Consider the following 24,135-nt stretch of genomic DNA (forward strand, 5'->3'; position numbering starts at 1 on the left):
AGGTGGAAGGTTGTAGGCATGTATCTTAGGCAAATCCGGGGTACTCTATGCTGAGAACTGATAGCAAGCTGTACTTGTACAGTGAAGTGGCTGATACCATGCTTCCAGGAAAAGTCTCTAAGCTTCAGTTACACAGGAATCGTACCCGAAACCGACACAGGTGGTCAGGTCGAGTAGACCAAAGCGCTTGAGAGAACTCTGCTGAAGGAACTAGGCAAAATGGTACCGTAACTTCGGGAGAAGGTACGCTGCTGACGGTGATGGGACTTGCTCCCTGAGCTATTGGCAGCCACAGAAACCAGGCCGCTGCAACTGTTTATTAAAAACATAGCACTCTGCAAACACGAAAGTGGACGTATAGGGTGTGATGCCTGCCCGGTGCTGGAAGGTTAATTGATGGGGTTAGCGTAAGCGAAGCTCTTGATCGAAGCCCCAGTAAACGGCGGCCGTAACTATAACGGTCCTAAGGTAGCGAAATTCCTTGTCGGGTAAGTTCCGACCTGCACGAATGGCATAATGATGGCGGCGCTGTCTCCAGCAGAGGCTCAGTGAAATCGAAATCGCTGTGAAGATGCAGTGTACCCGCGGCTAGACGGAAAGACCCCGTGAACCTTTACTGCAGCTTGACATTGAACTTTGACCTTACTTGTGTAGGATAGGTGGGAGGCTTTGAAGTTAGAACGCTAGTTCTAATGGAGCCGTCCTTGAAATACCACCCTGGTAATGTTGAGGTTCTAACTCTGCCCCGTAATCCGGGGCGAGGACCATGTCTGGTGGGTAGTTTGACTGGGGCGGTCTCCTCCTAAAGAGTAACGGAGGAGTACGAAGGTGCGCTCAGCGTGGTCGGAAATCACGCGTAGAGTATAAAGGCAAAAGCGCGCTTAACTGCGAGACCCACAAGTCGAGCAGGTACGAAAGTAGGTCTTAGTGATCCGGTGGTTCTGTATGGAAGGGCCATCGCTCAACGGATAAAAGGTACTCTGGGGATAACAGGCTGATACCGCCCAAGAGTTCATATCGACGGCGGTGTTTGGCACCTCGATGTCGGCTCATCTCATCCTGGGGCTGAAGCAGGTCCCAAGGGTATGGCTGTTCGCCATTTAAAGAGGTACGCGAGCTGGGTTTAGAACGTCGTGAGACAGTTCGGTCCCTATCTACCGTGGGCGCTGGAAATTTGAGAGGATCTGCTCCTAGTACGAGAGGACCAGAGTGGACGAACCTCTGGTGTACCGGTTGTGACGCCAGTCGCATCGCCGGGTAGCTATGTTCGGAAGGGATAACCGCTGAAAGCATCTAAGCGGGAAGCCTACCTCAAGATAAGATTTCCCTAGGAATTTATTCCTCTAAAGAGCCGTTCGAGACTAGGACGTTGATAGGTTGGGTGTGGAAGCACGGTGACGTGTGAAGCTGACCAATACTAATTGCTCGTGAGGCTTGACTATACAACACCCAAGCAGTTGTATATAAAGCTCAATTCGATTCAAAACCAAACAGTCAGAAGTGAAAACAACTGATTGAACTTGATTTAGTGAATAAACTAGTTACAATACAGACCAATTATCTAATCCGTTAATAACTCTTTGGACCGTAAGTAAGGCATACGACAATACATCGTGATTAAGACCCGAAAGCACCACAACAGTTTGCTGGCGACAATAGCAAGAGTGAACCACCTGATCCCTTCCCGAACTCAGAAGTGAAACCTCTTAGCGCTGATGGTAGTGTGGCACTTGCCATGTGAGAGTAAGTCATCGCCAGCTTTTAAATACTAAACACCCCCAACCTAACGGTTGGGGGTGTTTTTTATTGTCAAAAAATTTATATACTGGAATCTTTATTTAAGAGCTTTCTCATATGAGTTGGATCGTGGTACAAAGCTTTTCATTTCCTTATGAAGCTCAGATTGCCAAAACGCAATTGGAAGCAGCTGAAATTCCAGCACGTATTGAAAATGAACATACCATTAATATGGATTGGCTTTACTCCAATGCTTTAGGTGGTGTGCGACTGTTAGTTCCTGAAGGCTATGCAGAAGAAGCTAAAGCATTACTTGCTCAAGATTTTAGCCAAGAATTAGAACAACAATTTGGAGCAAGTGAAAGCTGCCCTAAGTGTGGCAGTACCGATATACAACCTTATACAGAAGGTAAACGGCCCGCTTATGTGGTATTTCTATTGCTTGGTTTTCCGCTCTTTTCGTATAAAAATGGAACGAAGTGTCGGCAGTGCGAACATTTCTGGAGTTAGTGCTTTATCAAAGAAAGTTGCAAGATGCTTTTAAATCAAGAATGATTGGCTTATGTTCAAATTACAATAAAAAGAGCATTTAAATAATGAAGATTGCCAAGCATATTTTATGGATAGATTGTACTGCGGCCACATTTGCGGGGTTGATCGTATTACTTGCTGCACAATGGTTAAGTCAACTCTATCATTTACCCAAGGCGATTATCGTTTTTGTGGGTTGTGTAAATCTTTTATACGCATGTTATTCATTTATATTAGCCAATTATAAAAAACGTTCAATATTCCTCGTCAACATCTTGGTGATTGCAAATAGCATCTGGGTCTTGGTTTGTCTGATTATGCTTTGGAAATTCTGGCAGGAAATGACAATCTTTGCGGTACTCCATATTGCTGGAGAGGCTGTCTTTGTAGGTATTTTGGCTCGACTTGAATATCAATGGCGATATCAACTTACATTTTCTTATCACGAAAGAAATAACTAAATTAAGTGGACATCACTTAAACAGCTTTGTCTAATACGGTAGGACATTATAAAAAGGAAAATAAGATGGAATATAAAGGAAGTTGTCATTGTGGAAAAATCACCTTTGTTGCGCAAGGTGATTTGACTGAAGCAATGTCATGCAATTGCTCGATTTGCCAAAGAAAAGGTTCTTTATTGTGGTTCTTGCCTACAGATAAAGTTGATATTTCAGTTCAAGCAGATACTTTAACTAGTTACCAATTTAATAAGCATGTGATCGATCATCATTTTTGTAAGATCTGTGGTATTCATCCTTATGCAACAGGTATTGACCCAAAAGGCAATCAGATGTATGCCATTAATATAAGATGTATCGAAAATTTAGATTTGGAAAGCCTCAAAATTAATCATTTTGATGGCCGTTCGGTTTGACACTCAAATTTAGAGAATAAAAATGACCAAGAAAAAGCAGTTAGATGCTGAACAGACGATTGTATTGTTAGATATATTAAAAAAGCGTTTTGAAGCCAATATACATCGGCATCACGGTTTGAATTGGGTGGATATCGAAGATCAGTTGAAACAGAACCCTGAAAAGCTATGGGTATTGAATCAAATGGAAGAGACTGGTGGAGAACCAGATATTGTTTCATTTGATTCAAAATCATCAGAAATTATCTTTTATGATTGTGCTGTAGAAACCCCAAAAGGACGTAGAAGCCTTTGTTATGATCGTGCTGCTTTAGATGCTCGTAAAGAACATAAGCCTGAAAATAATGCGGTCGATGTGGCCGCAGCCATGGGAGTTGAATTGCTCACAGAAGAGCAATATAAGCAGTTACAGGCGGTTGAACATTTTGATTTAAAAACCTCAAGTTGGGTAACAACCCCAGACGATGTGCGTAAATTGGGCGGTGCAATTTTTTGTGATAGCCGCTATGGCCGCGTCTTTACCTATCACAATGGCGCTCAATCTTATTATGCGACCCGTGGGTTTCGTGGTCGATTAAAAATATAGTTTTGTGATTCGATCGCCCTTTGACATATTTTTTAATCTTTAATTATGCCAAGCGCTTGCTTGGTTTTTCGGGTTTTGCTACTTTAGTGCTCATTCAATAAACAATGATCAATAATTGCTAGGAAGCAGAATATGCACCTTAATCCTTTGTACTATAACGAGCAGCATCTTGAATTTGCCAAGAGTATTCGACGTTTTGTTGAAAAGGAAATTTCACCTTTTATTAATGAATGGGATGAAAGAGAAACCTTTCCGCGAGATCTGTATAAAAAAGCAGCAGATATTGGTTTGTTGGGATTAGGTTTTGAAGAGCAGTATGGTGGGATTGCAGGTACGGATGCATTTTATACGCTGTTATCTTCTATTGAGATCGCAAAATGTGCTTCAGGTGGCTTAGCAGCCTCTTTACTGTCACATACCATTGGTGCGCCACCAATTCAGCACTTTGCCAACGAAGAGGTTAAAGCTCAAGTGCTGCCTCAGATTTTATCAGGTGAAAAAATCTCGGCACTGGCGATTACTGAGCCGGGCGGTGGTTCAGATGTGGCTTCGCTTAAAACCAAGGCTGTACGTGACGGTGATTATTTTCTAGTGAGTGGTGAAAAGACCTTTATCACTTCAGGAATGCGAGCAGATTATTATTCAGTGGCAGTACGTACTGATCCGAATGCGAAAGGGGCAAATGGTATTTCAATGCTTCTCATAGATGCGCATAGTGCAGGAATCAGTAAAACCAAACTGGATAAGATGGGATGGTGGGCATCTGATACGGCACATCTGCATTTTGATAATGTCAAAGTGCCTGCTAGCCATTTATTAGGTCCAGAAAATATGGGTTTTCTGGTGATTATGAATAACTTCAATATGGAACGTTTTTTCCTTGCGGCAAGTAGTTATGGTTTTGCCTTGACTTGTTATGAGGAGGCATTGGATTGGGCACAGCAACGCCAAACCTTTGGTAAGCGTTTAGTCGATCATCAGGTCATGCGTCATAAGCTGGTGGACATGGCTACGCGTCTGACTGCAACCCGTGCTTTACTCGAGGATACTGCTTATCGTTTAGGCAAGCCTGAATTGCAAGGCAGTGAACTGATTGCCCAGATCTGTATGTTGAAGAATGTCGCTACTCAAACCATGCAATTCTGTGCCGATGCTGCAGTGCAGACACTCGGGGGGATGGGCTTTATGCGTGGTACTAAATCTGAACGCATTTATCGTGAAGTGAAGGTGAATATGATTGGCGGTGGTGCAGAAGAAATTATGAAGGATTTAATTAGTAAGCAGTTAGGGTATTAAACTTATTCCGTTGCTCATTAAAAGTGCGGTCAAAACACCGCACTTTTTTCATTTTGAAATTTATTCGAGTTCAGCCAACTCTTCTAAAGAAATCTGACGGATTTCAAAGATGGGTTGTTTTAAAAATGAATTTAGTGCTTTGATATCAATGAATTTTATATTGTCGAGTGCGATACCTTCAATACTATCTTTTTCAGTATTGTAACGAATATCCGCAGTTTGCTCGATAAACTGTTTGAATAACAAAGGGCTATCGCTTAACTCAGCAAGTGGCTTATCCATCAGGGCTTCGAACTCATAGTCCATCGCATAAATATTGGATTCCCACATAACATCGCTAAAGTTCTCATCTTGACTAGAAATAATGCTGCCAGTCTCATAGCCAGAAAAATAATCTTCTTCTGAATTGATCCAAAGCACATAACAAGGTTGTGTCGCATCGATTTCTAAGAGTTGATACCAGACGATCCCTGAAATTTGGGCAAATTCGAAAGCATCGTCTTCATTCAGCTTTGGAATTTCACCATCTTCGATATCAAACTTTTTGCCTGTTTTTTCTAATACCAAAGCTTCAAGTTTTTCGTAGATTTCATCATCTACTTCGCCATTGCCGATGTCATAGTTACAGAGTTCATCATAATATAAGCCTTCAACGACTAAGGTTTTGTATGCCTTTTCTGCTTCAGCTTTATCTGTATAAATCTGTTTGATTGCCCCAGTGGAAACACAGTTGGTCAGATGCCATTCATCATTGTATGCAAAATCATTTTGACGAATCACGTATTGGATATTGCTCATTTCTTCTATTCCTTTTCACTAAGCTTGATTGAGAGATTTTTCTAGTTGATAAATTTCTTCTATTGTCAGATAACGCATCTCAATTGGATTTTTGAGTAAAGGATTGATACTTGAAAGCGCGTTAGGTTTAATTACTAAACAAGAATGATTGTATTTAATATCAGGATGATCTTGAATGAGTCGTTCTAGTAGTAAAGGTGAATCACTAAAATCAGCTAGGCTACCAACCAACTCAATATCTCTATAAATAGCACTTGAAGCAGAGGGCGAAACTGCTGACAGTAAATGATCATTTTCTATAAAATTGGCTTGTAGAAAGTTATTTTCCTGAATGTCATATTCTGTTGTTCCATAGCAGACTCGATATTCATTTTGATAAATATCAAAAAAGACTTGTTGTTTGAGTTGCTTTGGATATTCAAATACAGCATAAACGCAATTGTCGAGTTGGTTCAGTATGTTAAATAATTCATCTACTGACATTTGAGCTAAAATTTTTTCCTTACCATAAAAGTCATGTTGTTGACTACATTCAATAATATTCTGAAAGTTGACTTTATGACTAAATTTATATTCGAGTTGTTTCCATTCTTGAATGGCGGCTTCTTTATTTTCAAATAAAGCTGCCATATGTCCTTGATGCCATCTTTCATAAAGATATGATGAAAAATATTCATCGTTATATGAATATGATAAATGTCGAATTGCATATATTTTTTCTGGTTCCATTTCTAGGGCCCTAAGCAATTTTAGTTTTTAATTCTTGCAGCTTAGCTGCACTAGGTGGCACAGCCATGCCATTATCCATCCAGAGTTCAAAACGCATCGGATTGAAAAAGAAATCAGGACGAATATCAAAATCAATAAATTTGGCTTCACTTTTTCCCATCATGGGAAGAATTGTATTGATAAACCAACTATTGTGGGTGATCAGTAACGACTTTAATTGTCCAGTCACCGATAATGGAGAGAGTAGTGTTGCTGACAGCTTTGGATCATTAATCACATCAGTATGGAATTTCTCTAGGCGTTTTGCTAACCCATCTGTAGGGATATCCTGCATCGCTGCAACAAAATCACTTAAAGTTGGAATAAAGCGATGATGGAAATCAACCAATAGGTGATCTTTTTCACAGAGGTCTTTAACCTCGATACTTCTGCCTGCACTATTTTCGAAATGATGTCCAAAGATCGGAATAATGACCTCCTGAACACCCCAAAAGGTATGCAAGATACGATGGCGATTGTCGGTACACAACATTTTGGTGCTGTCGATTAGAGCATGAATATCAATATAATCTTCAAGCTCGCCCCCACGACGTTTCACCGAAATATTGGCATGTTGTACTGGATTCATTTTTACTAATTCTTATAATCGTTTGATGTTTAAGAACAATAGCAGCTTTCTGATATAACGAATATAGATAAATAGACGTGAGCGATAAGCTGTGTCGTGCTTAAATTGGAATCAATTTTTTAGAATGCTTGATATTTCTTATCTGTCCAATCTGCATTTAAGATTGCCCAACGTTCATGATCTTTCCATTCTTTTCCACCTACTCGTAGGTACTGGCGGGAGAAGCCTTCTTTTATAAAACCTGCATTTGATACAAGGCGAATAGAGGGCAGATTATCTGGTTGGATATTGGCTTCTAGTCGATGCAGATTGAGAGTTTGAAATGCTTCGTGTAAAACCAGTTGCAGACCTTGTCGCATATATCCATGACCTGCATAAGGAGAAAAGGCTTCATAACCTAAATAGGCAGAATGGAAATAACCACGAATGATATTCGAGATATTGAAGGTTCCGACAATGGCATGATTTTCTTTCAAGCAGACAAAATAACGATGTTCTTGTGCGAGATATTGTTCAAAATCCGTTGGTGGGTAGGTCCACGGTTGATGGAGTTGAATACTATTTTGGTAGGCCTGTTTGATTGCAGCTAAATCGCTGAGTTGAGGCTTACGCAAATAGATAGCACTCATTTAACCGCCATTTCCCAAACCATTTCAGTCAATTCATCAATTTTGACTTTACCTTCAGGCCTGTACCACGTCACTGTCCAAGAAATCGAGCCACCGAGCAAGCGACGCCAAATAAAAGCATCGTGTTTCACTTTGCCTTGAGCACGTAATTTTTCAATCACATCCAACCATACTTGCTCATATTCATTACGCATTTTTAGAAGGTAGTCTTGCTTCTCTTTGGAAAGCGCAAACCATTCATGTACCAGTACAGCCATCGCTGCACCCGTATCGCCAGCAATGGAAAGTAATTCAGCTTTGATGAGATGACGTAATTGTTGTTCAGGATCGGTTGAGCGTTCGGCAGCTTCTTTTAAACGAGCAAAGTTATAAATGATGGTTTGTTCCATCACTGTCGCCAGGATTTCATCTTTGCTTTTAAAGTGATGAAACAGGCTGCCCGATTGAATACCAATAAATTCACCGAGTTGACGAACCGTAGTTTTGTCATAACCTTGCTTATAAAACAGATAGGCAGCACCTTGCAGTAAACGTCCACGTGGACTGTCATCAAAACAAACAATCTTGGGTATTTGCTCAATTGAAGTTGCGATCATGCCTATCCGTCTATCCCGTTTAATCCAAACTGTATTGTAACAAAATTCATTTGATGCGTTGTCTTATCTTTTTATAACAAGCATTTGCTTGAGTTTGTCTATTTTTGCTAATACAGCATAGCATTATGTACTTTACAAACCAAGCACTTGCTTGGTAATGTTAAGGCGTTTTTAGCAATAACAATGAGAAAGCGCATGACAACTGTCAAACAGGATGACCAGAGGGTAGTCAAAATCGGGTGTGCATCAGGCTTCTGGGGCGATACCAATACTGCTGCATTTCAGTTGGTGCATCTGAGTGATATTGATTATCTAGTCTTTGATTATCTGTCAGAAATCACCATGTCGATTATGGCCAAGGCGATGATGATTGATCCAAATCATGGTTATGCGCTGGATTTTGTCAGTCGAGTGATGTCACCACTGATCAATAAAATTGCTGAGAAAAAAATAAAAGTGATTAGCAATGCGGGTGGGGTAAACCCACTGGCTTGCCGTGATGCCCTACAGAAAATTATTGATGAAAAAGGCTTAGATTTAAAAGTTGCTGTGGTGTTAGGGGATGATGTATTGCCGAAGCATGCTGAATTACTCACCCAAAATATTCAGGAAATGTTTAATGGCGATGCCTTGCCTGCACATGTTGCCAGTAGTAATGCCTATCTCGGCGCTGTTGCGATTCGTGATGCTCTCGATTTAGGCGCAGATATTGTGATTACAGGCCGTGTGGTCGATTCAGCGGTTGTACTGGCCCCTTTGCTGCATGAATACAAATGGTCACTCGATGATTATGACAAGTTGGCACAAGGGTCATTGGCAGGGCATGTGATTGAATGTGGTGCACAATGTACAGGTGGAAACTTTACCGATTGGCGCCTAGTTCAAGGTTTTGACAATATGGGGTTTCCGATCGTAGAAGTCAGCGCCGATGCTTCATTTATCGTGACCAAGCCGCAAGGGACGGGTGGCTTGGTTTCAACTGCGACGGTAGCAGAGCAGATTGTCTATGAAATTGGCAATCCACAGGCCTATCTTTTACCTGATGTGAGCGCTGATTTTAGCCAAGTACATTTAGAACAAGTGGCAGAACATCGGGTCAAAGTGACAGGTGCCGCAGGTCGTGCGCCAACTCAGCAATATAAAGTTAGCGCAACCTATGCCGATGGTTATCGAGTTCTAGTCAGTTTCTTGATCGCAGGTCGTGAAGCACCAGAAAAAGCCCAAGTGATTGCTGATGCCATTATCAACAAATGTGAACGAGTTCTGGCACTGCGTTCAGTTCCTCCGTTTAGTGAAAAGTCGGTTGAGATTCTAGGTATTGAAAGTACTTATGGTGCACATGCCCGAATTCAAGACAGTCGTGAAGTGGTGGTGAAGATTGCGGTAAAGCATCTGTTTAAAGAAGCTTGTATGTTCTTTGCTTCTGAAATTGCCCAAGCCTCCACAGGTATGGCACCTGCGTTGGCAGGGATTGTCGGAGGGCGTCCTAAAGCATCGGCAGTGGTGAAATTATTTTCATTCTTGATTGATAAAGATCAATTAAAAGTCGAAGTCGATTTTGCAGGACAGCGTTATCCCGTTCAGATCCCTGTTGGGCAAGCTTCACAGGACTATGTGCAGCATCTTGTTGGTGAAGTGGCCGTATATCAAGGTGATGAAATTGAAGTTCCTTTAGTTGAGGTTGCACATGCACGCAGTGGCGATAAGGGAAATCATAGCAATATTGGAGTGATTGCACGCAAGGCTGAATATTTACTGTGGATTCGTGCGGCACTGACTGAAGCCAATGTCGCAGCGTATATGCAGCATGTTCTTGATCCAGAGAAATCAAAAGTGATTCGTTATGAACTGCCTGCCATGCATGCACTGAATTTCATGTTGGAAAATGCATTGGGCGGTGGTGGGATTGCCAGCTTACGGATTGATCCACAAGGTAAAGCTTTTGCACAGCAATTATTAGATATGCCAGTGAAAGTGCCCGCACAACTGTTAGAAAAATATTAAGGATATAAACATGAGTTATCAATCAATTTTCAGGGCAGATGCATTTGCTGACAAAGTGGTGATCGTCACAGGTGGTGGTTCTGGTATTGGCCGTTGTACTGCACATGAGTTGGCTTCTTTAGGCGCACAAGTGGTGATTACAGGCCGAAAAGTTGAAAAACTGGAAAAAGTCAGTCAAGAAATTCTAGAAGATGGTGGCAAAGTCCATTTCATCGTCTGTGATAACCGTGATGAAGAACAAGTTAAAAATATGATTGCTGAAGTGCTTGAAAAATTTGGCAAGCTCGATGGTTTAGTCAATAACGCCGGTGGACAATTTCCTTCTGCATTAGAGAATATTTCTGCCAATGGTTTTGATGCTGTGGTCCGTAATAACCTGCATTCAACTTTTTACTTGATGCGTGAAGCCTATAACCAGTGGATGGCAAAACATGGCGGTAGCATTGTCAACATGACCGCCGATATGTGGGGTGGTATGCCGGGTATGGGGCATTCAGGTGCAGCGCGTTCAGGTGTTGATAACCTAACCAAAACTGCTTCAGTAGAATGGGGGAAATCTGGGGTACGTGTCAACGCGGTTGCGCCAGGTTGGATTATTTCTTCGGGTATGGACAACTACAGTGGTGATTTTGCCAAAGTGATCATTCCAAGTTTGGCGAGTAATGTTCCGTTAAAACGTATGGGCACAGAATCAGAAATCTCTTCAGCGATTTGTTATCTACTTTCTGATGCAGCGGCTTTTGTATCGGGTGTTACCCTCCGTATTGATGGGGCTGCTTCACAAGGTACACGCATGTATCCATTGGCAGACGCGACCAATAATGAAGCCTTTAATGGTTTCCATCGTGCTTTTATTCCTGACATATTCAAAACTGATGGAGAATAAATATGAGTATTCTCCAATCTGAGATTACAGTGGGTGGTGAGCAATATGAGCAAAATCGAGAGGCGTTATTAACACAGTTAGCTGAAGTTCGTGCGGTGCAGCAAAAAAGCATTGATAAGTCTTATGCGGCAAAACCCAAGTTTGATAAGAAAGGGAAAATCTTACCGCATGAACGTATTCGCTTACTGTTAGATGCTGACTCACCTTTTGTTGAGTTGTGTGGCTTGGTTGGCTACAACATGCATGACGATAAAGATGGTTCCGAAGCTGGCGGTGGTGTGATTGCTGGCATTGGTTTTGTCAGTGGGGTACGTGCGTTGGTCTCGGCCAGTAACAGTGCGATCAAAGGCGGCACCATGTCACCCATGGGGGTGCATAAAACCCTACGCCTGCAAAAGATTGCATTAGAACAAAAGCTGCCAATGGTGACGTTGACCGAAAGTGGTGGCGCAAACCTGAACTATGCGGCTGAAGTATTTACCTATGGCGGTATGACTTTTGCCAATCAGGCACGCTTATCTGCAGCTGGAATTCCACAAGTGGCAGTGGTGCATGGCAATGCAACCGCGGGTGGTGCTTATCAACCGGGGCTGTCTGACTATGTGATTGCAGTACGCAAGCAAACAGAAATGCTGTTGGCTGGCCCACCCTTGTTATTGGCAGCAACAGGGGAAGTGGCGACTGCGGAAGAGTTGGGTGGGGCAGAAATGCATACTCAAGTTTCTGGTGTGGCAGAATATCTAGCTGAAAATGATGCAGATGGTATTCGTTTAGCCCGTGAGATTTTTGAACATCTGAATTGGAAAGAACAAACCGCACAATCCACTCATAATTATAAAGAACCACGTTATGCTGCTGAAGAGTTGTTAGGGATTGTTCCGCAAGATCCAAAGCAACCATTTGATATGAAAGACATCATTGCACGGATCATTGATGATTCGGATTTTCTCGAATTTAAGCAGGAATATGATGCCTTAACTGTTTGTGGTTGGTCCAAAGTGGGCGGACTACATATTGGCATTATTACCAATAATGGGCCGATTACCCCACAAGGGGCAGCCAAAGCAGCACAGTTTATTCATTTATGTGAACAGACCCAACGGCCGCTTTTATTTCTGCATAACACCACCGGTTTTATGGTCGGAACCGATGCCGAGCAGAACGGGATTATCAAGCATGGTTCCAAGCTGATCCAAGCAGTGGCCAATGCGACAGTACCCAAGATCTCGATTGTGGTGGCAGGCTCTTATGGCGCAGGTAACTATGCCATGTGTGGCCGTAGTTTGTCCCCGCAATTTATCTTTGCATGGCCAAATTCACATGTAGCAGTGATGGGTGCAGCACAAGCAGGCAAAGTCTTGCGTATCGTGGCTGAGGGTAAACAAAAAGCTTCGGGGATGGAACCGAATCCGCAGATGCTGGATTTCTTGGAACAAAGTACGGCGATGAAACTGGAACAGCAGTCGACGGCTTTATTCAATACCGCAATGCTGCATGACGATGGCATCATCGATCCAAGAGATACCCGGAAGGTATTGATCTTTTTATTACAAACCATTTATGAAGCACAACAACGTGAGTTAAATCCAACGCGTTTTGGTGTGTCGAGATTTTAAGAAATCTCCCCTAACCCCTCTTTAAAAAGAGGGAGACCCCTCCCTTTTCAAAAGGGAGGTTGGGAGGGATTTACGAGATTAAATTTAAGGAAAAAAACAATGAAATTTACCGCAGAACACGATGCTTTACGCCGTACCACACGTCAGTTTGTTGAAAATGAGCTGAACCCTTTTATTCCAGACTGGGAAGAAGCGGGCCGTTTTCCGATTCATGATGTATTCAAGAAAATGGGGGACTTGGGTTTATTGGGGATTTGTAAGCCTGAGGAGAATGGTGGTTTAGGACTCGACTATTCGTACAACCTTGTGGTGGCCGAAGAATTAGGTCGTGCTGCGTGTGGGGGTGTACCACTGGCGATTGGCGTGCAAACCGATATGGCAACGCCTGCACTGGCACGTTTTGGTAGCAAAGAGCTACGCGATGAATTTTTAAACCCGGCCATTCGTGGTGAATATGTCGCATCAATTGCGGTTTCGGAAGTGCATGCAGGTTCTGACGTCGCAGCCATCAAAACCACAGCAAAAAAAGATGGTGATGACTATGTGATTAATGGCAGCAAGATGTGGATCACCAACTCATTGCAAGCTGATTTCTTCTGTTTACTTGCCAATACCTCTGACGACAAGCCACACGTCAATAAATCCATGATTATTGTTCCTGCAAAAACGGCAGGGATCAGCTTCTCAGAACCATTGAACAAATTGGGGATGCGCTCAACCACAACTGCACAAGTCTACTTTGATAATGTGCGTGTACCACAACGTAATTTGGTTGGGGTGGAAGGTATGGGCTTTATGATGCAAATGATGCAGTTCCAAGAGGAACGTATGTGGGCCTGTATCAATGCAGTGGGTGGGATGGAAAAAGTCATTCAGCAAACCATTGATTACACTAGAGAACGAACCACTTTTGGTCAGCCTTTAATTCATAACCAATATGTACATTTTCGGTTTGCTGAACTGATGACAGAAGTTGCGGCATTAAAAGCCTTAACCCTTCAAGCCTGTGAACAGCATATTGCGGGTGAAGATGTCACCTTAATGGCTTCAATGGCGAAGTTGAAAGCAGGGCGTTTAAGCCGTGAAGTGGCAGATAGCTGCCTGCAATATTGGGGCGGTAATGGCTTTATGTGGGATAACCCTGCATCGCAATTGTTCCGTGATGGCCGTTTAGGTTCGATTGGCGGCGGTGCAGATGAAATTATGTTAGGAATCATTTGTAAGCTCACCGATATTTTGCCGAAGAAACAGAAAAACTAGGAGCAGAAGCATGACAGTTGCAACTTCTCTTACAGGCTTAGCGTTAGATGACAGCATTCAGCTCGAACAGCAAGGTGGCATTTTAACGCTATGGCTGAATCGTCCTGCAAGCCGTAATGCCATGAGTTTGAATATGGTCACTGCCATTCAACAGGTGTTTAGTCAGATTGCCGATGATGTCTCTATTCGCGCTGTGGTTTTACGTGGTCAAGGCGGGCATTTTTGTGCAGGCGGCGATATCAAGGATATGGCGGGGTTACGCGTTGAAGCTGCCAATAGCGGTAGCTTGCAGCCCTATGTTGATTTTAACCGCAGTTTTGGGGCCATGCTTGAACAAGTAGATCAAGCGCCGCAAACCGTCGTGGCGGTTTTAGAAGGAGCGGTACTCGGTGGTGGTTTTGGTCTAGCTTGTGTTTCAGATATTGCCATCAGCCGTGTTACCGCTCAGTTTGGTCTACCTGAAACAGGTTTAGGTATTTTGCCTGCACAGATTGCGCCTTTTGTGGTGAAGCGAATTGGTTTGACCCAAGCCCGCCGTTTGGCATTATTAGGTTTACGTTTTGATGGCAAGACGGCTGTGGACTTAGGTGTCGTTCATCAAGTTGCTCAAGATGATGATGAATTAGAGCAACAGCTTATGGATACCATTCAACAGATTAAACGTGCTGCGCCGTTGGCTTCTCGCGCCACCAAAGCTTTATTACATCGGACGTTGAATGAGCCTTTAGAGCAGCTTTTGGATAATGCCGCACAACAGTTTGCTCAGGCAGTCGGTGGCGCAGAAGGGCAAGAAGGAACCATCGCCTTTATCCAAAAACGTAATCCGAGTTGGTTTGACTGAAATCTCCCCCAAGCCCTCTTTACTAAAGGAGGGGCTCCCCCTTCAAAAGGCGGATCGAGAGGGATTTAATAATAGAGATGAAACAATGAGTTTTTCAAAAGTCTTAGTGGCAAACCGTGGTGAAATCGCTGTTCGCGTGATGCAAACAGCCAAAGCAATGGGTTATCAAACGGTTGCGGTGTATTCAGATGCAGATGCCAATGCCCGTCATGTACAGCTTGCTGATGAAGCGGTTTATATCGGTGCATCTAAAGTTTCAGAATCCTATTTATCCATTGCCAATATTATTGCAGCCTGTCAGAAGACTGGAGCTGATGCGGTCCATCCAGGTTATGGTTTCTTGTCTGAAAATACCGACTTTGCTCAAGCTTGTCTTGATCATGGCATTACTTTTATTGGGCCGACGGCTGCTGCCATCGAGTTGATGGGCAGTAAGCGTCTTTCTAAAATTGCCATGATCCAAGCTGGGGTACCTTGTGTGCCTGGTTATGAAGGCGATCAGCAAGACCTTGATTATCTAGCACAACAAGCTGAGAAGATTGGCTATCCTTTAATGGTCAAAGCCTCGGCAGGCGGTGGTGGGCGAGGCATGCGTCTGGTTCAACACGCTGCTGATGTATTGGAAGCCTTAAAAACCGCACGTTCGGAAGCAGAGAATGCCTTTGGTTCGGGTGAGTTGATCTTAGAAAAAGCGGTGATTGCCCCACGCCATGTCGAAATTCAGGTGTTTGGTGATACACATGGTAATTACGTATATTTATTTGAACGGGACTGTTCGATTCAACGCCGTCATCAAAAGGTGGTTGAAGAAGCACCATGTCCAGTGATGACACCTGAACTACGTCAGAAAATGGGTGAGGCTGCTGTTGCGGCAGCACAGGCGTGTGATTATGTTGGGGCAGGCACGGTTGAGTTTCTGCTTGATCAATCGGGTGAATTCTATTTCTTGGAAATGAATACACGTTTACAAGTCGAACATCCAGTCACTGAAATGGTCACAGGATTGGATTTGGTGGAATGGCAATTGCGTGTTGCCAATGGCGAAACCCTGCCTTTACAACAACATGAGTTGACCTTAAACGGGCATGCGATCGAAGTTCGTTTATATGCAGAAGATCCACGTCAGGATTTTCTGCCACAAACTGGCAAAGTACTGCGTTGGCAAGCAGCGGGTGCTGATGGCAGTTTACCGAATGTTCGTATTGATCATGGCATGCTAGAACACGGTGAAATCAGTCCTTTTTATGATCCAATGGTGGCTAAAGTGATTGCCTATGGCAAGACCCGTCAGGATGCGATTCGTCTGCTTGCCAAAGCGGTAGATGATTGTGTATTGCTTGGTGTGAATAGCAATAAGCAGTTCCTTGTCAATTTATTGCGTCATCCGATTATTGTGGCTGGGGACACCAACACCGCATTTATTCAGCAACACTTCCAAGAAGATGTCAGCCTGCATCAACAAACTTTGACACTTGAAACCTTGGCCGTCGCAGCCGCACTGTTTAGCCAGCAAAATCAGCAGCAAGTGGCTTGGCAAACGGGTGTTGCTATGCCGTTTCCACTGAAATTGAAATATGCCGACCAGCAGATATTGCTGCATGTGCAGAATGATCAGCAGCAGGTCAAAGTTGCGTTATGCGACCAACAAGCGACAATAAAAATTATAAGCATCACTGATGTACAGGTTGTTTATAGCTATGAAGGCGTTCGACGTAAGCTCGCCTATGTCTTTGATCAAAATCAGCTGTATTTAGATGCAGCTAATGGCAATAGCGTGCTTGAAAATATTACTTATGCAGCCCCAGAGGCGGCAGAAGTGGTGGGGGATGGCAAAATCCGTGCACCAATGGATGGTGCGATTGTGAATCTGCTGGTCAATGTTGGAGATTCGGTGACAAAAGGACAAACCTTATTGGTGCTTGAAGCCATGAAGATTCAGCAGCAAATCAAATCTGATGTCGATGGTGTGGTGGATGAATTGATTGGTCAAGTCGGGCAACAGGTGAAAAAACGTCAATTGCTATTAAACCTCAGCACGACTTGAAGACAACATTAGAAGAGAGCAAAAAGCGAGGTCTTAGTCTTCGCTTTTTAATAGGTGAAGGACAGCATCTAAAGAATGCTGTGAATTCCCTTGTAATTCTTGTGTTGCAAATTCAGCCAAAGCTTGTTCATGCGCCAATAAATACTGGAGAAAGTCTTGTGTGTTGGCATCTGCGTGTTGCTGCATCCGTTCAAAAGTTAGCATAAAGGGTTGCGTACCTTGTTTAAGTAAACGCATGGCCAGTTTCCACGGCAGTTTGGCCATCGCAATTCCTGATACTTTGGCCTGTAACTTAACATGCAAACGAATCGTTGCCGTTTGACCTTGTTGGATTAAGAACTGTTGTAACTTGTGTAGGGTTTGGGTTTCCAGTTTAGCTAGCGTTTTCCATTTTTGCTGTTGTTCGATTGAGCCTGCATGTTTGGCTGCATTTAAAAAGATCAGCTCACCCAGTATTTCTGATTCAAGTGCGGTGTTGAGGTCGTGTTGATATTGTGGGTAATGCATAACTGATTTCCTTAAATTTATGCGTCTTTATTAATTTTTTCTAACGAATGGCCACAGTATTTGTTTGAGATAAGTCTTCGGTAGCGCAGTCTTTAACCCGACTTGCCCAGCTTCCACGGGTTTGCTTTCATGGTAATACGTCCCAAACAGATGATCCCAGATCATCCAGAATTCACCAAAGTTTTTACGACCAAAACCATGTTTATGATGCCAACGATGGACTTCAGCAACCCCGAGCAAATGCCTAAAAGCACCTAAAGAATAATCGAGATTCGCATGCTGAAAAGCCAAATGAATTGCAGTTAATCCCATCCATGTACCAATTAGATTGGCTGGTGCTCCCATGAGTGTTACACAGATAATGCCAGGTGCAGCGAGCAGAACAGCACTTAATGGATGGCGACGTTCACCATTCAGCCAATATAACCGCTCAGAACTATGATGAAGGGCATGCAATTTCCATAAAAATCGTTTTTTATGGCTTAGCCAATGCATCAACCATAAGCCAAAATCGATGATTAGACCGACAATGAGTAATTGTAGCCAGATCGGTAGAGCGGTTGGCCAAAAGCTCGGAATATGAATCAGCTGCCGAAATATAGTAATGCATTCAGCGGTAATAAAAATCATGATGATACTAAAGCTGGCATGCAGAATATCAACACCTGTATCTTCGTGATCGTTTAACCACGTTTGCTCATAGGGCTGAATCTGTTCAAGCAGGGCAACCAGTCCAATCGCAATGGCTGCGATTAAGGGCACATAAGGCCAATAAGCAAGTGTGCCAGTTGCAATCGGGAATAAGAGAACCAGACTTAGCCCCATAATCAGGGGATAACTGGTATAGCGAATGAGGTACTGAATTAACTTCGGCATAATGTGTTGTTCCAAAAGAATGAACAGTCACTATGCCTGTGCGATTACAGGACTGAATTGAACAAAACAGCTATTTATTCGATAAAGAAAATTTGCCCCTGCATCTGGCTGAGTTCAGATGGCCGCACCCCTAGTAATTCGATACAGGTTCGTGTGAAATGCGCCTGATCAGCAAAATCAGCTTGATGAGCAGTATCTGTTAATGCACGTCCTTTTTGCAGTTGAGTTAATCCACAGATGAGACGTAACCATTTGCGGTAACTGCGCAAAGGCAGTCCCGTTTGTTCACGGAACCAGTGCGAAAAACGACTTTCAGATAAACCTGCAACTTGTGCTAAATATTGACGATCAGGAAGTTTGGATTGCAAGACTCCCTGATAAAGCAGCTCCAGAATGTATTCAATCTTCTGGGTATTGCAATCGGAAGTATCGTTGTTCAGTTGTGCGGCTTGTAAGAAATGGGCCAAGCCTTGATTGAGGGGTGTCTTTAGGCAAAAGCTTTGTCGTAATTGTTGTTGTAGATCTGTGGATACCTCATATACCTGTGTTGGTCTATGAAGATCTAGATTGAATCGGGTGGTGAGTGCATGATGGGTATCAATATAGATTGACAGATAATCGCCTGTTATAAGTTGATGCTTTAGCTTGGCAGGAATGAGTAAAGTCGGTGCTTGATAATGTTGGCCATCAGTAATCACTTGCACGGGTTGATCTGTATTCAAGGACATGGTGATTTGATGCGCATAGTGGTGGTGAGGGTGATTATTTCCTGATTGTCCAAGAAAAGCGCCAATCCCCAAAGCAATTGCTGCTTGACCACTCCAACCAGCATTATCATTTTTTAAGCTGTGCATGCCACATCATGATCTTGAAGTGATTGAATGGCTTATTTAGCGGGAATGCATGTGGTTTGTCAAATGAGCGAATGGAGGGGCTTTTAAAAGTCTCACTCTGGTTTAAAGCCGACGCATTGTTTATCTAAATGGTCGGCTGATTTTTTATCAAAGGCTGCTAAAAAGCTCAAGGCGCCTATATGGGCAAGTATCAAGAGAACATTTTCAAACGTAAACTTTCTAAACGACTTTGATATTGCTTTTGCCATTCTTCATTTGATAGTTGATTTTTTAAAGGCTCCATCTCTTGTTGCAGCTGCTGCACAGCTTGTTGATATTGATCGACTTGCTGCTGCTGTTGAACTTCACGTTGTTCACGCTGCTGTACGTCTTGGCGTTGCTGCTCAGTCAAATAGCGTTGTTGTAACATCTGTTTTAAACGCTGTGTTTCAGCAGGGCTGTACTGACCTTGATTAATTAAACCGAGTGCTTGTTCATAAAGGCCCATTTTATTTTCTTGTTGAGTTGCATCTGGATACTGTTTTTGTAGCTGCTCAAATGCTTTTAAACGTTGTTCAGCACTGAGTTTCTGATTCTGCGCCAAATCCTGATAGGCAAAACGATAATCTGCATAGCCGCGTTCTTGTCCAAAACCAAGCATCGCTTCAGCCTGTCCCAAGGTTTGTTCTCTCAGCTTCCACACTGCATCAAAGCGTTCTTTTGGCGATAAAGAGGTTGATAACACGATGCTTTGCATGCGTTGTTCATATTGCGGCATACGTTTTAATAGATTTTCCACCAAATGTGCAAAGTTTTGATCTGGATAATTAGCTAAAGCTTTTGCTAAAGCTGCATTACAGTCGGATACAGGGCAGTTGGCTTTGAAGTCATTGAGAAATTCGGTGATATTGCCTGGTTGCTGCTGTAGCGTTTTTAATTGTTTCAAAAGAGAGTCTTGAAAAACTTCATCCTTGGTTTTATTGGGCATGTTTTCATCACTCACCTGTAAGGATGAATCTTGAGATGATGAGGTGGATTTGGTGTTCTGAATTGCCGCGGAAGAGGCGGTGCTCTTCCAGACAACAATCCCAACCAAGACCACGACAACAATAAGCATTGTCAGCAATAGTCTTTTATTCATACCGAATTCCGTTTATGGGCCGTAATTAAATTGCCCCATCACAGGGAAATGATCGGAAAGATCCCAAGTCATATATAATGGGTCTGCTGTCGTACGTAAGATGCGCACATCGTTACGCGACTGAGTCGGCTGACGATGGTTATTTGAAGCCACCACATAGTCCAGATATTCCACTGTTGCACCGCCTGAACCTGCTGCTCCAGCCAATTTATTCACGCGTGGGTCAAAGGTCGAAGCGGTATAACCTGTGCTTGGTGCAGCTGTCGCATTCAGATTGGTCAACATGTCTTGATAATCTTGCGGCCATAACAATTTGTTCACATTAAAATCACCGCCCATAAGTACAGCATCAAAACTTGGAACATTCTGCTGATTCACCAATTGACGAATTTGTTTGAACTGGACTTGACGCAATGCGCGTGCTGCATCGGTATCAAAAGAGGCTGTATGCGTAGAGGTCACATGGTAAGCCTTACCATTCTTAATGATTTCCGCATACAACACGCCTTTATCCGCGAAACAATCAGTTCCTGTACAATCTGGATAAATCAATTGTGCTGTTTTGACGATTGGATAACGGCTCACAATGACCAGACCACTATCAAATAAGTTATAGCCAGAACCGACTGGAATATGGGTTTGATACGGATATTGCTGTGCCAGTTGATTCAACATACCTGTACGTGATGAAGCAAAGGCTTCTTGCATCATAATCACATCGTAGCCGTTTAAATGATTTGGTAATTCGGCCAAGCGTTCGCTGATTTTACTCGCCACCATCGGCAGGGCATAAATATTATAAGTCAGTACTTTGAGCTCATCGGCACTAGCTGAAACAGGCTCTTGAACCGTGTTTTGATGAATGGTGTAGTGGAAATCATCATAGCCCCCCGTGTACTCAGCTTTCACCGCTGCCTGCGCAGATAAACCGGCGTAGGTTGTGCTAATACGGTGTACATCACGATCTGAATACCACGGTGATGTTGTGGTCGCCGTTTGAATACCATGTTGAATATTACTACCCGACCAAGTTCCCGTCATGGTTTGTTTGAGGGTCACTTGTGAATTACCACTGCTGATCACGGTATCAAAGTTATAGGTCTTACCTGATTTGATCCCGGTATAGCGGTTCATGCGTAACACACGTTTGGTCTCGTAGGGTGCAAGTTGGGTCGCTTCCTGCGCCCATTCATTGCCTTGCTGTAAGCTTGCCCCAGTTTGATTGACTTGTATTGATACGGTTTGTGGCGTGGTATTGGTCACGAACACGTAGGAATCAGCCAAGGTCTGTTGGGTAGAAAAACCACCGATTAAGAGCGCGACCCCTGCGCCGAGTTTTAAGCTCTTCAGCTTCATCTTTATCTCTCCATAGTGCTTAATAATGTCTGAACAAATACAATCCTATGTTGTTAAAATTATTCATTTGTGAAAATTTTATGATTGTTATTTGTTCGAAAATTATAATAATGAAAAAATATTGCTAAATCATTTAAATTTGTGACCATTCATCTGATGTTTTAAAAAACAATATTTTATTTCATACTTCTGACTAATTTAGGAATTATTTAACAGATTAGGATGATTATTTAGTGAAATATAGGAAGGTGTATGCTTCAAAAATGAAAATTGAAAAGTAATCTATTTATTATAGGGGCTATAAATGAACAAAATCTGACAAGCTGGTTATGCCTGTCAGATTTTTTGATGAGAAAAGGATTAAGCTTGGTCAGCGTCGACGATTGCACTGCTGGTTTGTTTCAAACTATAGAGCAGTTGTCCTAACAAGACATCTTTATTACTTAAAGTCACCATGACCATAGGATGATGAGGGGCAGGGATTGAGGTCAGAATCGCTTTGCCGTTTTCAGCATCCAAGGTAATACTTTGACAGCCTGTCAGCTGGATTTCATTGAGAAAAGCGGTGACCATTGCCAAGATTGAACTACTGACAGCCGCCAGTTTGGTGCTGTTATAAGGGTTCTTCTTGTAAATGGAGGCGAGCTCAAAGCCATCGGTAGAGCAGAGCATAATATAATCGACACCTCGGATATTGGTTAAAATATCGTTGGCCTGCGCTTTAGCAAACTGAATCAGCTCTTTTGGCGCTGTACGTTGCTGACTAGGAATACTGAACATAATTCTTCTCTTTATAAAGTAATTAGTTTGTTGCTTTTAAATTGACTTCTAATGCTGCAATGAGAGATTCAATCATCAGCAAGATATGTTCTTGTTTACGGGCGTCAATAAAAAATAAGGGATATTGGTAGTCATTTTGAATTAACCACTCACGATAGATCGTGGTCGGTTGCCCCTTGTTTTCATCCACGTGGGTGATGCCGATTGAAATATTTTGGGTATAGTCCTTAAAGGTATCCAAATAACCCTCAAGTTCTTCGATCGGTACTTTACTGTTGTGGTCAACCAATAAAATAACGCCCAAGGCACCTTGGCAAATCACAGGCCAAATAAAATCAAAGCGTGATTGGCCTGGGGTGCCATATAAGCCTACTTTTACACCGTCATCTAAAGTAATCTCACCATAATCAATACCCACCGTAGTTTGCATTTTATTATGGGCCTGACTATCTGTATTGAATGCTTCGGTCGCGAGAACAGGAATTTCTGAAAGCGATTTGATTGCTTCGGTTTTACCTGCACCCATGCTGCCTGCAAATACAATTTTATATTGTTGGAGAATCATATCAATCCTTAAAGCCCAAAGCGGCGTCTGATCTTGCCGAAAAATTTATTTAAAAAGCCTTGTTGTTCAATTGTTTGTTCAGTGGTTTCTATTCGTAAGTAATGACTTTCTGAAGCAGGGATAATGCCGCCATTGTCAGAAATAATGCAGGCAGCGATAAATTGTTGAACCGTTTGAATAGGAAGTTTTAATTGTGTTGCAACTTGATAGAGTTGGGCTCCTTGTATAAAGCAAGCAGAAAGCAATAAAGTGGTTTTACGGTCAGTGCCTTGAGCTGGCTGCGGCCAATATTCAATTTTGTAGTATTCATTTTCATTTGGCGCTAAACGCTGAAATTCGAGTGAATGCCAAAACAGGTTCCATAACCAATCTTGCAGGTTATATTCAACTTTGCGTGAGACTTTGGTGAAGTTTGATGTCGTTGCGAACTCATATTTAAAGCTTTGATTGGTTTGCGTGTGGGTACGCGTTGGTTCTAACCATGCAATTTGACTACGTGTATCAATAATGGCCAACGTACCGTGGTCATCAAACAAATGTAGACGGGCATTTTCAGGATTTAACATATCAGTTAAATACTTTTCATTGATGGCATTATGTGTAGAGGTCGATTCGATCTTCGGTTGTTGCGCCTGTTGATGGGTGATATAGCTTAAAAGGCGAAGATGAATCCAGTTTTTTAATGCATCAGTATGCTGAAAAGGCAAGTAAAGCGTATTGTGTTCTTCTATATGTTGTGAGCCTTCTCCTTTTGAAACTTTTAAGCAGGGAAGTTGTTTTTGTTCTAAAATACGTTGAATACCTTCGGTTTCAAAAAAATTTTCATTTATTAATAATAAGTCGATATTAGGATCGGCAATGTTGATCCAGTTAATGCCAAATTCATGAGGTATTGTTTTTCTAAGCTCTATTTTTAACTCATCTGAAACTTTTAAACTTATACCTGAAATTGCGATATTAATGCAATGTCCATTCATAGTATCACTTTAATATTTTATAAAATATTGGACTGCACAGAATTA

At 42.5% G+C, this 24,135-nt stretch carries 24 protein-coding genes and 2 rRNA genes; 13 read left to right on the forward strand and 13 right to left on the reverse strand.

Annotated elements, in window-relative coordinates:
* The 7 genes from F896_RS16660 to F896_RS16630 form a co-directional block, all read left to right on the forward strand.
* Nucleotides 1-1,442: ribosomal RNA gene (locus tag F896_RS16660) — 23S ribosomal RNA — on the forward strand; the annotation flags it as partial.
* A gap of 203 nt (nucleotides 1,443-1,645) precedes the next feature.
* Nucleotides 1,646-1,760: ribosomal RNA gene (gene rrf, locus F896_RS16655) — 5S ribosomal RNA — on the forward strand.
* A gap of 94 nt (nucleotides 1,761-1,854) precedes the next feature.
* On the forward strand, nucleotides 1,855-2,247 hold the full coding sequence (locus F896_RS16650; protein WP_016162535.1) for a putative signal transducing protein: 393 nt from the start codon (nucleotides 1,855-1,857) through the stop codon (nucleotides 2,245-2,247).
* Between the two features lie 86 nt (nucleotides 2,248-2,333).
* Nucleotides 2,334-2,729: a hypothetical protein gene (locus F896_RS16645; protein ID WP_016162536.1), complete on the forward strand. Its 396-nt coding sequence runs from the start codon at nucleotides 2,334-2,336 to the stop codon at nucleotides 2,727-2,729.
* Nucleotides 2,730-2,794: 65 nt separating this feature from the next.
* Complete coding sequence (locus F896_RS16640; protein WP_016162537.1) at nucleotides 2,795-3,142, forward strand: GFA family protein; 348 nt, start codon at nucleotides 2,795-2,797, stop codon at nucleotides 3,140-3,142.
* A gap of 22 nt (nucleotides 3,143-3,164) precedes the next feature.
* Entirely contained in the window at nucleotides 3,165-3,728 is a 564-nt protein-coding gene (locus F896_RS16635) for a DUF4256 domain-containing protein (protein ID WP_016162538.1), read from the forward strand.
* 132 nt (nucleotides 3,729-3,860) lie between these two features.
* Complete coding sequence (locus F896_RS16630; RefSeq protein ID WP_016162539.1) at nucleotides 3,861-5,024, forward strand: acyl-CoA dehydrogenase family protein; 1,164 nt, start codon at nucleotides 3,861-3,863, stop codon at nucleotides 5,022-5,024.
* Nucleotides 5,025-5,084: 60 nt separating this feature from the next.
* On the opposite strand, the gene F896_RS16625 is transcribed toward F896_RS16630, so the two are convergent.
* The 5 genes from F896_RS16625 to F896_RS16605 all read right to left on the reverse strand — a co-directional run bounded on the left by F896_RS16625 (nucleotide 5,085) and on the right by F896_RS16605 (nucleotide 8,404).
* Nucleotides 5,085-5,822, reverse strand: a complete 738-nt coding sequence (locus F896_RS16625) for a hypothetical protein (protein ID WP_016162540.1) — start codon at nucleotides 5,820-5,822, stop codon at nucleotides 5,085-5,087.
* Nucleotides 5,823-5,840: 18 nt separating this feature from the next.
* Nucleotides 5,841-6,551 carry a hypothetical protein gene (locus F896_RS16620; RefSeq protein WP_016162541.1) on the reverse strand — a complete coding sequence of 237 codons (711 nt, stop codon included), beginning with the start codon at nucleotides 6,549-6,551 and terminating at the stop codon, nucleotides 5,841-5,843.
* Nucleotides 6,552-6,561: 10 nt separating this feature from the next.
* Nucleotides 6,562-7,179 carry a DUF6915 family protein gene (locus tag F896_RS16615; RefSeq protein WP_016162542.1) on the reverse strand — a complete coding sequence of 206 codons (618 nt, stop codon included), beginning with the start codon at nucleotides 7,177-7,179 and terminating at the stop codon, nucleotides 6,562-6,564.
* 119 nt (nucleotides 7,180-7,298) lie between these two features.
* Entirely contained in the window at nucleotides 7,299-7,808 is a 510-nt protein-coding gene (locus F896_RS16610) for a GNAT family N-acetyltransferase (protein ID WP_016162543.1), read from the reverse strand.
* A complete protein-coding gene (locus F896_RS16605) occupies nucleotides 7,805-8,404 on the reverse strand; it encodes a TetR/AcrR family transcriptional regulator (RefSeq protein ID WP_004652564.1) in 600 nt (199 codons plus the stop codon). The genes F896_RS16610 and F896_RS16605 overlap by 4 nt, the downstream gene beginning before the upstream one ends.
* 195 nt (nucleotides 8,405-8,599) lie before the next feature.
* On the opposite strand from F896_RS16605, the gene F896_RS16600 reads away from it, so the two are divergent.
* The 6 genes from F896_RS16600 (at nucleotide 8,600) to F896_RS16575 (ending at nucleotide 17,055) form a co-directional block, all read left to right on the forward strand.
* A complete protein-coding gene (locus tag F896_RS16600) occupies nucleotides 8,600-10,408 on the forward strand; it encodes an acyclic terpene utilization AtuA family protein (RefSeq protein WP_016162544.1) in 1,809 nt (602 codons plus the stop codon).
* A 10-nt stretch (nucleotides 10,409-10,418) separates the two neighbouring features.
* Nucleotides 10,419-11,294, forward strand: coding sequence for an SDR family oxidoreductase (locus F896_RS16595; RefSeq protein ID WP_016162545.1), 876 nt, complete (start codon nucleotides 10,419-10,421; stop codon nucleotides 11,292-11,294).
* Between the two features lie 2 nt (nucleotides 11,295-11,296).
* On the forward strand, nucleotides 11,297-12,910 hold the full coding sequence (locus F896_RS16590) for an acyl-CoA carboxylase subunit beta (RefSeq protein WP_016162546.1): 1,614 nt from the start codon (nucleotides 11,297-11,299) through the stop codon (nucleotides 12,908-12,910).
* A gap of 99 nt (nucleotides 12,911-13,009) precedes the next feature.
* Nucleotides 13,010-14,170 (forward strand): acyl-CoA dehydrogenase family protein, encoded by a 1,161-nt coding sequence (locus F896_RS16585; protein WP_016162547.1) that lies wholly within the window; start codon nucleotides 13,010-13,012, stop codon nucleotides 14,168-14,170.
* Between the two features lie 10 nt (nucleotides 14,171-14,180).
* Entirely contained in the window at nucleotides 14,181-15,011 is an 831-nt protein-coding gene (locus F896_RS16580) for an enoyl-CoA hydratase/isomerase family protein (protein ID WP_016162548.1), read from the forward strand.
* A gap of 85 nt (nucleotides 15,012-15,096) precedes the next feature.
* The gene (locus F896_RS16575; RefSeq protein WP_016162549.1) at nucleotides 15,097-17,055 is read left to right on the forward strand and encodes an acetyl/propionyl/methylcrotonyl-CoA carboxylase subunit alpha; all 1,959 of its coding nucleotides are present in this window, start codon (nucleotides 15,097-15,099) and stop codon (nucleotides 17,053-17,055) included.
* Between the two features lie 33 nt (nucleotides 17,056-17,088).
* Here the strand turns inward: F896_RS16575 and F896_RS16570 are convergent, their stop codons facing one another.
* From F896_RS16570 to F896_RS16535, 8 genes are all read right to left on the reverse strand, one after another.
* Nucleotides 17,089-17,562 carry a hypothetical protein gene (locus F896_RS16570; protein ID WP_016162550.1) on the reverse strand — a complete coding sequence of 158 codons (474 nt, stop codon included), beginning with the start codon at nucleotides 17,560-17,562 and terminating at the stop codon, nucleotides 17,089-17,091.
* A 30-nt stretch (nucleotides 17,563-17,592) separates the two neighbouring features.
* Entirely contained in the window at nucleotides 17,593-18,438 is an 846-nt protein-coding gene (locus tag F896_RS16565; RefSeq protein WP_016162551.1) for a sterol desaturase family protein, read from the reverse strand.
* A gap of 74 nt (nucleotides 18,439-18,512) precedes the next feature.
* Nucleotides 18,513-19,292 carry an AraC family transcriptional regulator gene (locus tag F896_RS16560; protein WP_016162552.1) on the reverse strand — a complete coding sequence of 260 codons (780 nt, stop codon included), beginning with the start codon at nucleotides 19,290-19,292 and terminating at the stop codon, nucleotides 18,513-18,515.
* Between the two features lie 190 nt (nucleotides 19,293-19,482).
* Nucleotides 19,483-20,412 carry a lipase secretion chaperone gene (locus F896_RS16555; protein WP_016162553.1) on the reverse strand — a complete coding sequence of 310 codons (930 nt, stop codon included), beginning with the start codon at nucleotides 20,410-20,412 and terminating at the stop codon, nucleotides 19,483-19,485.
* A 12-nt stretch (nucleotides 20,413-20,424) separates the two neighbouring features.
* Nucleotides 20,425-21,768, reverse strand: coding sequence for a sphingomyelin phosphodiesterase (locus F896_RS16550; protein ID WP_016162554.1), 1,344 nt, complete (start codon nucleotides 21,766-21,768; stop codon nucleotides 20,425-20,427).
* A gap of 360 nt (nucleotides 21,769-22,128) precedes the next feature.
* The gene (locus tag F896_RS16545; RefSeq protein WP_004652554.1) at nucleotides 22,129-22,548 is read right to left on the reverse strand and encodes a roadblock/LC7 domain-containing protein; all 420 of its coding nucleotides are present in this window, start codon (nucleotides 22,546-22,548) and stop codon (nucleotides 22,129-22,131) included.
* 22 nt (nucleotides 22,549-22,570) lie between these two features.
* Entirely contained in the window at nucleotides 22,571-23,113 is a 543-nt protein-coding gene (locus F896_RS16540; protein ID WP_004802616.1) for a GTP-binding protein, read from the reverse strand.
* Nucleotides 23,114-23,121: 8 nt separating this feature from the next.
* Nucleotides 23,122-24,090, reverse strand: a complete 969-nt coding sequence (locus tag F896_RS16535) for a hypothetical protein (RefSeq protein ID WP_016162555.1) — start codon at nucleotides 24,088-24,090, stop codon at nucleotides 23,122-23,124.
* Nucleotides 24,091-24,135: the final 45 nt, after the last annotated feature.

Source organism: Acinetobacter genomosp. 15BJ, assembly GCF_000400715.1.
GTDB lineage: Bacteria > Pseudomonadota > Gammaproteobacteria > Pseudomonadales > Moraxellaceae > Acinetobacter.